The 11,803-nt window shown below is 45.0% G+C and carries 13 protein-coding genes; 7 read left to right on the forward strand and 6 right to left on the reverse strand.

The window, feature by feature from the left end; genetic code table 11:
• Nucleotides 1-75 precede the first annotated feature (75 nt).
• Both IPL85_00130 and IPL85_00135 read right to left on the reverse strand, forming a co-directional pair.
• The gene (locus IPL85_00130; protein QQS19865.1) at nucleotides 76-1,317 is read right to left on the reverse strand and encodes a ThiF family adenylyltransferase; all 1,242 of its coding nucleotides are present in this window, start codon (nucleotides 1,315-1,317) and stop codon (nucleotides 76-78) included.
• Nucleotides 1,314-2,240, reverse strand: coding sequence for a hypothetical protein (locus IPL85_00135; protein ID QQS19866.1), 927 nt, complete (start codon nucleotides 2,238-2,240; stop codon nucleotides 1,314-1,316). The genes IPL85_00130 and IPL85_00135 overlap by 4 nt, the downstream gene beginning before the upstream one ends.
• A gap of 328 nt (nucleotides 2,241-2,568) precedes the next feature.
• On the opposite strand from IPL85_00135, the gene IPL85_00140 reads away from it, so the two are divergent.
• Nucleotides 2,569-2,937 carry a response regulator gene (locus IPL85_00140; protein ID QQS19867.1) on the forward strand — a complete coding sequence of 123 codons (369 nt, stop codon included), beginning with the start codon at nucleotides 2,569-2,571 and terminating at the stop codon, nucleotides 2,935-2,937.
• Nucleotides 2,938-3,036: 99 nt separating this feature from the next.
• Here the strand turns inward: IPL85_00140 and IPL85_00145 are convergent, their stop codons facing one another.
• Nucleotides 3,037-3,675 (reverse strand): transposase, encoded by a 639-nt coding sequence (locus IPL85_00145; protein QQS19868.1) that lies wholly within the window; start codon nucleotides 3,673-3,675, stop codon nucleotides 3,037-3,039.
• 116 nt (nucleotides 3,676-3,791) lie between these two features.
• Between IPL85_00145 and murD the strand changes: the two genes are divergently transcribed.
• Nucleotides 3,792-5,114, forward strand: coding sequence for a UDP-N-acetylmuramoyl-L-alanine--D-glutamate ligase (gene murD / locus IPL85_00150; GenBank protein ID QQS19869.1), 1,323 nt, complete (start codon nucleotides 3,792-3,794; stop codon nucleotides 5,112-5,114).
• On the opposite strand, the gene murI is transcribed toward murD, so the two are convergent.
• Nucleotides 5,086-5,736: a glutamate racemase gene (murI, locus tag IPL85_00155; protein QQS19870.1), complete on the reverse strand. Its 651-nt coding sequence runs from the start codon at nucleotides 5,734-5,736 to the stop codon at nucleotides 5,086-5,088. The genes murD and murI overlap by 29 nt on opposite strands.
• A 69-nt stretch (nucleotides 5,737-5,805) precedes the next feature.
• Nucleotides 5,806-6,639, reverse strand: coding sequence for a bifunctional 5,10-methylenetetrahydrofolate dehydrogenase/5,10-methenyltetrahydrofolate cyclohydrolase (locus IPL85_00160; GenBank protein ID QQS19871.1), 834 nt, complete (start codon nucleotides 6,637-6,639; stop codon nucleotides 5,806-5,808).
• A 93-nt stretch (nucleotides 6,640-6,732) separates the two neighbouring features.
• Between IPL85_00160 and IPL85_00165 the strand changes: the two genes are divergently transcribed.
• The 5 genes from IPL85_00165 to IPL85_00185 all read left to right on the forward strand — a co-directional run bounded on the left by IPL85_00165 (nucleotide 6,733) and on the right by IPL85_00185 (nucleotide 11,118).
• Nucleotides 6,733-7,404 carry a hypothetical protein gene (locus IPL85_00165; protein QQS19872.1) on the forward strand — a complete coding sequence of 224 codons (672 nt, stop codon included), beginning with the start codon at nucleotides 6,733-6,735 and terminating at the stop codon, nucleotides 7,402-7,404.
• Between the two features lie 516 nt (nucleotides 7,405-7,920).
• Entirely contained in the window at nucleotides 7,921-8,508 is a 588-nt protein-coding gene (locus tag IPL85_00170) for a TetR/AcrR family transcriptional regulator (GenBank protein ID QQS19873.1), read from the forward strand.
• A gap of 136 nt (nucleotides 8,509-8,644) precedes the next feature.
• Nucleotides 8,645-9,151 (forward strand): fasciclin domain-containing protein, encoded by a 507-nt coding sequence (locus IPL85_00175; GenBank protein ID QQS20411.1) that lies wholly within the window; start codon nucleotides 8,645-8,647, stop codon nucleotides 9,149-9,151.
• Nucleotides 9,152-9,463: 312 nt separating this feature from the next.
• Nucleotides 9,464-9,928, forward strand: coding sequence for a prepilin-type N-terminal cleavage/methylation domain-containing protein (locus tag IPL85_00180; GenBank protein ID QQS19874.1), 465 nt, complete (start codon nucleotides 9,464-9,466; stop codon nucleotides 9,926-9,928).
• Between the two features lie 188 nt (nucleotides 9,929-10,116).
• Complete coding sequence (locus tag IPL85_00185; protein ID QQS19875.1) at nucleotides 10,117-11,118, forward strand: CHAP domain-containing protein; 1,002 nt, start codon at nucleotides 10,117-10,119, stop codon at nucleotides 11,116-11,118.
• 252 nt (nucleotides 11,119-11,370) lie between these two features.
• Here IPL85_00185 and IPL85_00190 read toward each other — a convergent pair whose 3' ends face one another.
• Nucleotides 11,371-11,652, reverse strand: coding sequence for a hypothetical protein (locus IPL85_00190; protein QQS19876.1), 282 nt, complete (start codon nucleotides 11,650-11,652; stop codon nucleotides 11,371-11,373).
• Between the last annotated feature and the right edge of the window lie 151 nt (nucleotides 11,653-11,803).

The raw sequence follows: 11,803 nt of genomic DNA on the forward strand, positions 1-11,803 counted from the left end.
GGTTTTAGTATAACTGAATAGTCATTAAAGCATAGGCTGAATTGTATTTATCAGCTCAAATACATCTTGAGTAAGCTAACCGTTTGACTGATTAGCACGCCTCCTAGACTCCGCGTAAGACTTTACTGCCAGTGCAGTTCTTATCCAGGTTAATAAGTTATGCTCTGGACCCAGATTAAAAGTATCACGGGGGTTGTCGTAATATCTGCCCGTTGGCAAGTCGTGCCCAAGAAGAATCTCTGCTGCTGCAAACTCAACGTCGGCACCACCCCTTGTAGCTGTCGCGCCTTTTTGAGGCATCCCTCCTAAGTGTGCGTCGCGGCTCATAACCGATTGCATCATGCGAACGGATAGGTTTGTAGCACCGGTATGCGCCAACATCAAACTTTCTTTTTCAGCTTCAGAAATAGGGAATTCGCTTATACGGATTGTGTCGGCGCGCGATATTCTTCCCATGAACGGTAATTTACGTTTCTTATCACGTAAATCGTGACGCTCCACGTCTATCATTGATTTGTCATGCAAGTCAGCGGGCATAATCAAAGGTATTCTTCTGCGCTCTGCAAAAAGCCTTAATAAGGCTTTAGCAGACATATCATCGACTGCCTCGACAATAATATCGACGCCTGCTTTGAGGAGCACTCTCTCGTCCCCCGCGTGGAATCCATCCGGCAAGTGAGTCTGTTTAATCCATGGATCAACCTCACTAATATGACGAGCGAGGATAGCTACCTTACTTGCACCGACATCTCGAACCGTTCCGTCAATACGATTCAAGTTTGAGCTATCTAGCGTGTCACCGTCACCGATAACATAATGATTTCCTATACCCGATTGGACCATACTCCTGGCAGCCTTGCTGCCAACACTAAGCCCGATACAAGCAATCGTTTTTTCACGAAGTGTTCGCTGTTGATCGCGCGTCCGTAGATCTCTGTCACGATAATTTCTCACCCCCCTGTGGTCCTCTTCGTCCAAATATAAAACTATTTCCCCAGACCAAGGGAAGAAAACATACGACCCAAACGTTTGTCCTTGCTCTATGACACTCTGATGAAACTCACGCCGCATATCTTGGTTTTTTTTGTCTGCAGGGTATAGATAAGTAAACAAATCATTTGCTAGCGGTTCTGTTTGGGCTCGAAAACCAGTGACTTTCCCAGCACGCAACAGCGCCTCAAAGCGGATCTCTTCAACTGGAGAATCCAGTTTGAATATCTGTGGAGGCTGCCAATCATCTGGATCTTTTCTGACCGTATCCAGATGCCGAAATGCCTCACATAAATTGCTTGCTTCGAACGCAGGACTGCTGCTCATGAACTTAATTCTCGGGATCGTGATGATAGTAACATAGACCCAAATAGTGCTCTGGCTGCCACCTGCTCTTCTGAAAGATGACCTGCCGGTAATGAATCACTAAAGAACAGGAAGCCACCAATATAACGTTGTCTTGTTTTTACATCGGGGGCAGTACTTACGGCAGCCAACAAGTTTGATACAAAAGCATCAGGTCGAATGAGCACTGGCAATAATGTTGTTTGTCGTCGATACGGGTTCTCTTCCAGCACAACCGGAGTACCGATTACTTCAAGATTATTTGGTGAAAGCTGTGGAGTCAACGCATCATGTGCTTCTTTAACCATGCTGCAATACAGTAGCATTTCTTTTCCGACCGTATAACCTAAAACTTTTCTAATCACTTCAGCTACGCCTGTAGTCTGGCGGTCTTTGGATGCATTTTTGTCTTTCTCATGCGCAGCTCTCGACTTTGCTAAAGCACCCATCTCCATCAAAGGCTTACCGGATTGAATATGCTTACGCATAACTAACAGTTGTTCTGGTGGCAAGCCACTTTTTATCAAACCGAACGTTGGCATTTTCTTAGGGTCTGCGACGTCGACTAGCCGCGCGCCAGCCGTATCGAATGAATCCGTCAAACTGCGAGCAGCAAAATGTATTATGCCAGTCTTAAGATGCCCAGATTTATCAATGTGTGGTAACAGAAAATTATCGGGAGATTCGGCAGCTGGCTTAGCAAGCCCCGTCTCAAGATAGCCCTCGAACATCGTTCTTCTTGCCAGATCGATTACTGGTTTGCTCCCGCGCTCTGCCGGTCTTGCCATCCAGTGAGCATACATATCAGGAAAAAATAAATTGCCCTGGCGCCCTTCTAGCTGCAAACTAATACCGAGTGCATTCCCTGGCGTATCCCCTGATGTATTTGGATCCTTTAACTTCATTATGTTATTATTAATAGCATACTTTTAGTACTTTGTCTATTAGTTTGTGTGGCTATAAACAAACCAATACCTCCGCTGTTCGGATTAAAAAACCACATTCGGCGCCACTACAGCACCTCCGTGATATGTCTAAAAAGTACCTTACTAGCCAAATGTTTAATATTTGAGACGGGGACAGGGGAGATACAAAGTTACCCAGTGGCTATCCTGATGAGCTAGGCTTCCTTAGCCTACAGTTTGGTTTTGTACTGCCATAAGCCAAGTTACATAACGGCGTAGAATCAGGGGTTATGTTTCGAGCTTGAAGGGAATGTTGTATACTACGCTTATGACGAGAATAGCCATCATAGAAGACGATCAGGCTATTAGTATGATGTACCGGATAAAGTTTGAGGCCGAAGGTTTCACTGTTGAAACAGCAGCCAACGGTAGACTCGGACTAGAGCTGGCTGAAAAGATGAAGCCAGACATCATCCTTCTCGACCTCATGATGCCCGAGATGAATGGCGAAGAAATGCTCACAAAACTACGCAAAACAAGCTGGGGTAAGGACATCAAAGTCGTGATACTGACCAACTCTGGTGAGGAGCAAGCACCTCCCGAACTAAAAGCGCTTGGCATTTGCCGCTACATTGTCAAAGCAGAAATGACCCCCCGTCAGGTTGCCGAAATGGTCAAAACCGTCCTCGCCGCCTAAGCACCCACCCGAGTATGTGAAAGGTTAGACCTCGCACATAAAAATCTCAATGGTCTAAGATGTGCATGTGTGCAAAAAGTATGTGCGAGGTCTAACCTTTCACATTTCGTCACGGGTGACATCGTTTGCGAGTTGCCACTTTAGATCCTCAAGCTCACGCTGCTGATCCACATATTCTGCTACGAACGACAGATACTCCTGCCTATCTCCAAACAGGTCGAGTACCCTGTCACTACGAAGCCACTTTGGTTCCTCACCCTTGGCGTAATACTTGTAGCTCGAGTACGGCCAGACAGCGTATGCGTCTGGATTTAGATGAATATAGCGCGAAATATGGTACAAATATGCATCACTGGTTATTCGCGAGGCTTTATATGGCCCCTGAAAAAGCGATCCGACGCGATTATATTTTTCATTAAAGTACATCACATAACCTGTACTCACGCGGCGCATAAGTTTTTCTACGCCGCTTTCGGTCATTTGATACACAAGCAAATGAAAATGATTCGGCATCAGGCAGTATGCTAAAAGCGCAACTTCACTTTCAAGCGAAGGAAAACGGTGTCTATTATTTTTATTGGCATCCCGCCTGTCGTTGGCAAGATATTTTTTTAGTAACCCCAGGAAAACGGTGTAATCTTGGTCGTCAGAAAAAATAATTCTTTTTTCAACGCCCCTATTATATACATGATAGTACGCTCCCGTCTCAAACTCTCGCACAACATTTCTACTAGGCATATGTGAAAGGTTAGACCTCGCACATACATTTTGCAAGCATGAACATCTTAGAACATTGGGGATATTTATGTGCGAGGTCTAACCTTTCACATTAGAAAACGGGGTAGAATGGAGGGATGAAGGTAGCGATTATTGGGTACGCGACTGAAGGCGAAGTCAGTTACAAATATTTTTTGAAGCGTGGCCACAACGTCACTATATGTGATGTCAATCCAAGCGTTGATACTCCTACAGGTGCACAGACACAGCTGGGAGAAAACTATTTGGACGACCTTGGTAGGTTTGACTGCATAGTTCGTAGCGCCGGCATACATCCCAGCTTAATTTTTGAGAAAAATCCTGGCGTCGAGGCCAAAGTTACAACTGCTGTCGATCAGTTTCTTTCGGACTGTCCGACAAAAAATGTCATCGGTATAACGGGTACTAAAGGCAAAGGAACCACCAGCACATTGACCGCAAAAATTCTCGAAGCAGCGGGACAGACCGTTTGGTTAGGCGGTAACATTGGTCGTTCGCCACTGGAGTTCATTGATAATGTGCAGCCCAACGACTGGGTCGTGCTGGAGCTCAGTAGCTTTCAGCTTTCCGACATCACCCACTCGCCACACATTGCCGCTTGCCTCATGGTTGTACCAGAGCACCTCGACTGGCACACTGACGTGGCTGACTATGTTAAAGCAAAATCACGCTTGTTTGCCCAGCAAGATAGCGACGATGTTGCAATTTATTACGCCGAGAATGAGGCATCCAAAGAGATAGCGGCTACCGGCGCAGGGCAAAAAGTGTCCTACTACGCCCATCCCGGGGCTTGGGTTAATGGCAACATGATTACTATTGACGGGCAAGATATCTGCACGACAGATAAACTAAAGCTCCTCGGGGAACATAACTGGCAGAACGTCTGCGCCGCCACAACAACCGTTTGGCATGCTTTATCGCCAGAGTTACCAGACGAAATCAACAGAGTAAATACCGCAATCCGCGGTGTACTGACGACATTTTCCGGCCTTGAGCATCGTTTAGAGTTTGTACGCGAGTTTGCCGGCGTTAGATACTACGATGATAGCTTTGGAACTACCCCAGAAACCGCAATTGTCGCAGTGCAGGCATTTAAGCAACCGAAGATTATCATCCTGGGCGGCTCTGATAAGGGAGCGCCGTATGACGAACTAGCGCGTGCCGTTTCAGTGGGCAACGTCAAAATGGCTCTGCTCATTGGTGACCAAGCCACTCGCATTCAGGCGGCGCTGGAAAAGGTCGGGTTCCATGCATTTATGCCCGGTGGCAGTTCCATGACTGAAATTATTACTAACGCTAAGGGCGCGGCACAAACGGGTGATGTCGTATTGCTTTCAACTGGATGCGCCAGTTTTGGCATGTTTCAAAACTATAAGGACCGGGGCAATCAGTTTAAGCAAGCCGTGCAATCACTCGCTTAAGCTCGGCAACAATAGCCGTCTCTGGTTGCATAACATCAGCTTGTAAACTGGCTATCTCTTGTATTTGGTCTTCAATCCAGTGGTAATGCGTACAACCCAGTACTATTACATCGGCGCCCGCCTCAATCACGGGCTCTATTACCTGCCGCAAGGTGGCTTCGTTTATCTCATTGTGCTCAATAAGCCATGACCAATTAGCGCAATCCGGTTCCAAAACTTTAACGTCGGCGGCATACAGTCGCTTCAACTCCGCATAGCGCGAGCTCGCCAAAGTTGTGGGCGTTGCGCACACCGCTATAATCCCTGTTTTTGTCTGCTCGGCAGCAGGTCTAACCATTGGCTCGGCAGCAACCAGCGGTACCGAAAAATACCCCCGCAAGCGGCCAATAAGCGTCGTGCTCACAGTATTACAGGCAATCACGACTACTTGACAGCCCTCATCCACCAGCGACTGAACAATCGGTATGGCAAAACTGAAAATTTCGTCGGGAGCTTTTGTGGCATAGGGGAAATGCTCGGGCGTGTCATGACGGAATACGACTTCGTGTCCAGGCAGTGCCCGGTCTATGGCTTGTGCCACGCTGAGACCGCCAATACCAGAATCAAATACACCGATCTTCATACTACTTCTTCACGCTGAGCTTATCGGTGCTTTGTAACGGCTTAATAAGGTGTGGAAAGGCGTGAGGATTCATTTGTCATTCTGTGCGGAGGTCAAGGCCCCTCCTTGGTTTTGTGCAGCGCGAATAGTGTTTTCGAATAGTGCAGAAATGGTCAGTGGGCCGACACCGCCTTTGGTAGGCGTAATAGTCAGATCATCACGTTCGTAAACATCGGGGTCGAGATCACCAACGGTTTTGCCCTTTTCACCAGCCACACCAGCATCTACCACCACCGCACCTTGTTTAATCATAGCTGAGGTTATGAGACCAGCTCGACCGGTAGCCGTGATGATGACATCTGCCTCGAGAAGTAATTCTTCTGTGTTTGGCGTTTGACTATGTATGAGAACAAAATTGTAGCCACTTTCGGTGAACATTTTAATTAACGGCGCACCGACCAGCTTGCCTCGACCGACAAGTGCAATCCGCGATTTCTCAAGGTTTACGTTGTACCCCGCCAGCAGCCACAAGATAGCCATGGGTGTGGCTGGCGTAAACGGCGCATGTTCACCTAGGCCATCAACGTCTTTTTCGGGAGCGATTGCATTGACTACCTCATCAGTCTGCGTTGCGTCGGCTAGCGGCAGCTGCACAATTATGCCATGGACGCTCGCGTCGGCATTTAGCGTTTCTAGCAACTGAGTTACCTTGCCCTGATCAACAAAATGTACATCAACTGCTGCGCCAATATCTTCGCCGTATCGTTTTTTCATCCCCATGTAGGTTAGGCTTGGGCCATGTTCGAGCGTGTAGACGATGGCCAGCTTTGGCTGCACGCCGTTTGACTGCTTCAAGCGCCGCACATCTTTTGCCTGCCGCTCTTTGATAAACCCTGCCAGTTCACTACCGTTTAGTACTTTCATCGCACTTATTGTATCAGTGTTTGATAAAAATACTTGTTGTCGAGGATACATCGCGGTATAGTCGAATAGTACCAAGTAAAAACCGGAGGACAAATGGCGAACGAACAAACTACTGTAACAGAGACAGTACCAGGCACATGGCCGGGAGCATTTGGGCTGTACAAACACAGTAAGCTAGCCATGAAAACAAACATAGGCACTTACCTTTGGCTGATTGTGCTTACTTTGCTCATATCAATTGTAATAAATTCATTTACACCAGAGAAAAATGCCGACGGCACAATGTCTATGACAGGATCGTACGTACTACTGCAAGCTCTTTCACTGCTTATTGCCGTCGTTATAAGCACCGCTACAACGGTGGTTGAGCTACGCAATGTTGGACGCACAAAAATTTCGCTGAGCGAATCATTTGACATGGCCAGACCCTACATTTTCCCCATGTTAGGTCTTACCATTTTGACTGGCCTAATCCTTACAATAAGTTTTCTAGCGCTCATTATACCGTTTTTCTTTGTCCTGCCGCGCATTTTACTAGCCCCCTACTACCTTATAGATAAACAACTGGGTGTTATTGATTCATTAAAAGCTAGTTGGGCTGATACAGGGGGGAATGTCGGCAAGGTATGGGGTATTATTGGTGCTGCCTTGCTCATGGCGCTTCTGATGATTACTATCATTGGCATACCGTTTTCGTTGTACTTCCTATTTATGTATTCTGCTAGCGCATCGATTCTCTACTTCTGGCAGACGCGCCAGCAGTAACAAGTTTACCTACCGCCATAAGCAAATCCCATAAAATAGTTACATACAAAAGGATATTAATTCACCTTCGGCAACCATATTAAAAACCTCGTTTTGTAGGAAGACTTTTATATTGAACTGTCTTGTTCTGTCCATCCCATCCGTAGCTGACTTCGTCAGCAATAACATTGCGGTAAATATTTAACCCAAGCACGATGTAAACACCACACTTTGCGCCTTCTGGATCTAGCGAGCAAGAGCGAAGCCCTCAGGAGTGGGGAGCTTTAAACAACTGGTTTATTTCAGCTGTTTAAGCGAGTGGGGTGAGCTCGTATCTTTAGAACTCGGCGCTTACAACGAGTTCAAATAATTAAACTTACCTAAGGCTAGCCTATAGACTACTTCGCTTTGCTCACTGTGGTGGATATTAAGGCATTCGATAATCCTTATGTGAAAATGAGTGTTATTTAGTTTTGCTATTGCAATTATAATGTAACAAGTGTTACACTAATTATTGTAACGAGTGTTACAATAATTATGACAGTAAATACTAAACCTACCATTCTAAAAATATCTAAGCGACTTTTTGCCGTAAATGGCTATGAGGGTTTCTCTGTGCGTACTCTAGCTAAGGAATCTGGATTTGGAATATCTAGTATTTATCACTTTTTTAAAGATAAAGACGAAATTTTGAAAGAAATCTTTGACGCTACCAACAAAGATTTAGGAATCGCAAGAACAAAGCTCTCAAAAACGAGTTCAGCTGAGGCAATGCTTCTAGATAGAATAAAATTTCAGTTTCAGCATATTGAAGACGTGGTATTTGTACTTAAGTACTACCTGCACTTCAGACCAAGTTTTTTGAAACTCGATAGCGGATACTTACCTGCCAAGGGCTATTTACATATTGAAGAAGTTTTAGAGGTTGGTGTTAAGAATGGTGAATTTAATATAAGCAGTTCTGAAATAGCCAAAGAAGCTAAGGTTATAGCTCACGCTATCAACGGCTACCTAATAGAGTATTATCCAAATCCACCGACAGATGATGAGCTGAAAGATGTTACTAATTCTATTCATAAGTTTTTAATACGAAGCTTAGCTAAAAAGGAGGTAAACATGAATTAGGGGGAAAATTTGGAGGGTAATAAGGAGTGATTCGTAAATAACTGAAGGAGTAAATATGGAAAATAATAATAAAACAACAGCATTGATAGCAGGAATAATTGCCGTACTAGTCATAGGTGGTGGAATATTATGGGCAATGAATAATAACAATGACAATAACGAAAATAAGGAAACGACAAGTAAGGTGGAGCAGCCTAGCCAGGCAGATCAGCAACAGCCAGGAACAATTGTTACTGTAGCGTCAGAAACACCGAGTTTGTCGACATTAGTAACTGCAGTAAAGGCAGCAAGCTTAGTTGACACACTACAGGCTGAAGGTCCCTTCACTGTATTTGCGCCAACCAATGCAGCATTTGACGCATTACCAGCAGGCACAGTTGATACGCTACTTATGCCTGAGAATGTAGACCAGCTTAAGTCCATCCTTACCTATCACGTAGTGTCAGGTAAAGTTATGGCATCTGATCTAAAAGATGGACAGGAAATAACCACAGTTCAAGGTGGTAAGCTAACAGTTTCAATATCTGATGGCAAAGCATATGTCATTGATGCTAAAAGCAACAAAGTACTGGTCGAGAAAGCCGATGTAAATGCAGGCAATGGTGTTGTGCATGTCATCGGTGGAGTATTACTACCCAGTTAAAAATAGGTCACAAATTCCAAAAATTACAAATAGCCCGATCTTGCGATACGGGCTATTTTTGTAATTATGTGGATGAGGACTGCCTGTAGCAGTTCGGAAACGAATCTTTTCTTACGAACTTGTTTGTAATGATTAAATTCGGGGTGACGTCCGCCAGTCGGCAGATCGCAAGGGAGTCAACTCTTACATACTGGTTTGCAAAGACGTTGCGACGGGTTGCTGAGAGTGACCGCGCAAGCGTGACCAAGTCCCCGCTGGCCATCTAATCAAAATAATTTTAGATTAGTGTTTATATTAATGAATAATGTAGATATGAGAAGAAACCAAAACGGCTTCGGAGCCATTGAGATTCTAATATTAATTGCTGTGATTACCGTACTCGCGGTAGCAGGATGGTTGATATACACTGCCAAATACCCAAGCCCAAGTGGAAAAACGCAAATAAGTCGTAACCCAAGCAATACAGCCACTACACAACCTGACAATTCAGCAGCTCGTACGCTTCAGGACAGTAAAGATCAAGTGACTATTGACTTCGCAAAATGCACTGCTGACATAAATAGATTCAACGTAGCTTTTGGTTCAACCACTATTGAAATAAAAGGCAAGGACGCTGACGTCTGCCTTCTTAATTATGGTGGTGAAACAGAAAACCCAAATTGGGACGGCAAGCTTGATACCTCATGCCGCGTACCAGTTTCAGAAGGTAAAAAACAGTTTTCAAAAAACAATTACGGCGTTAGTCTTGGCTCAATAGATCAATTTTGCTCAAACTAAACTTAGGGTATGAAGAGGTCTTTTGCGGTAGTGGTGTTTGCTAGTTGCAGCTGCTTTACAGCACTTGACATCTTTTGTACTGCAGTACAAACATATCGCGAAATGGGTATACCTTTCATTGTCTAGGTAGATATCACAAATAGAGTGTATAATATATTTATTGAGACAAGCGGTGGTTCGGAGAAACAATGGAGCAAAATGTCAACTTGAGATACTACGTACACCGCTATCTTTTTACAGGCTTAGTATTGATTGCATCGGTGATACTAATTTCACTGCTGATATCTACTACCGGTGCGCATACAGTCCTCGACAGACGATCCCCTTCGTACGCAGCCGCAACGAGCATAAATACGTATGACTCTCCAAACGCAGTAAGCACTGGCGCTTACAATATGGTTTATTACGCAAAGGTTATTACAATTTCGATTGGAAGTGCTATGTTTGATATTAGCCAGTCAGTAAATGCCCTAACAGTTCAGACTGGTAAAAATATTGCGCACTTCGGTCTTGTAACTACTCAGAATATATGGAACGGTACGAGATGGGTGGTAGGTAGGATAGGTAATGGGATCAGCTCAACGTTAAGCATACCGGGCAAATTAATCGGTACTGGTGGCCGCGGAGGTGTGGTAAGTGCCCTCGTCAAACCGTCTGGGGAGGCACCGGTTTTAGTCATTGATTCCAAAACTTCTGCGGCAGTACTCGACAACCTAAAAGCACAGCAGAGGCAGGAAATTGCAAAGCTATTGGCGGATCAGCTAGTCGCCAACCGTGGAATTACCGGTGTCGAACTATCTGGCGACCCAAGCCACGGTGGTTATCCATCGAAATGGGAAAACGCAGTGCAAGATAGCCTGATAGATAATTGGGGTATGTACAACCGAGAATGCGTCAGCTATGCAGCTTGGAAAGTATTTCAGACATACGGACATATGCCTTACTGGGGTGGCGTAGGGAACGCCAACCAATGGTTACGTAATGCCAAAAATGCCGGTATCCCGACCGGTTCGACGCCCAAAGTTGGCTCGGTAGCTATTTCTATGAGTGGGTATTATGGACACGCCATGTGGGTCGAAGCCGTCAGAGACAATATGATTTACATTAGCCAATACAACTACGACCTCAATGGCCATTACAGTGAGATGTGGGTCGATGGAAATAAATTTAGCTACATTTACTTTAATTAACGTGGCTCTGTTTAAAACTGTTAGCGCTTCCACGTGCTAACAGGCAAAAGCGAATCCCTCGAAGCTGGGGCTTAAACTCCACGAAAAACCCCGCCATCTTCAGGATCATCCAGATGTAATTCAAGGGGGCAGCGGGGGCTTGGTCAGGTGCCGCGACCCCGCCTCAGCTCTGTGACGTCTTCGTTGGTCTTCAAGTCTCCGAATGCCGATAACTATTTTTCATTGACACTATTAAACGGACGTTTACTATTATCACCTTAAGAAACTAATAATTAGGCCGCCCATTACTATTACTCCGAGTAGTCGCCGAAAATAGTTCACTCCATTTGTTATCTCAAGATAGGCCCAGGTGAATAAGAATGCTGAGCTTAGTTGTTCCATACCGACCCTTAGATGACCTGCTGGCACTAACATGGACAACACTTTAAAAGCTATCCAACCATAGAGTGGTATGTTCGGCCATTGCCAGAGTACAATATTACCCTTTATATCCTTAAAAAAACTTTCATCTTGCAAATTATTTTTACTGTTCATAAGATAATTTTAAAGCATACCTACTCACTAGTCTGTAACCGCTATCACCATGTAGCTTCGTAACAATACTATAAGCGACTCCCAAAATGCATTTTTTATAACCATGAGCAACTCGGAAAACCAGCGGGAACTTAGTCAATTTCCGCGGCCC

Source organism: Candidatus Saccharibacteria bacterium, from assembly GCA_016699955.1.
Taxonomy (GTDB): Bacteria; Patescibacteriota; Saccharimonadia; order Saccharimonadales; family UBA4665; genus JAGXIT01.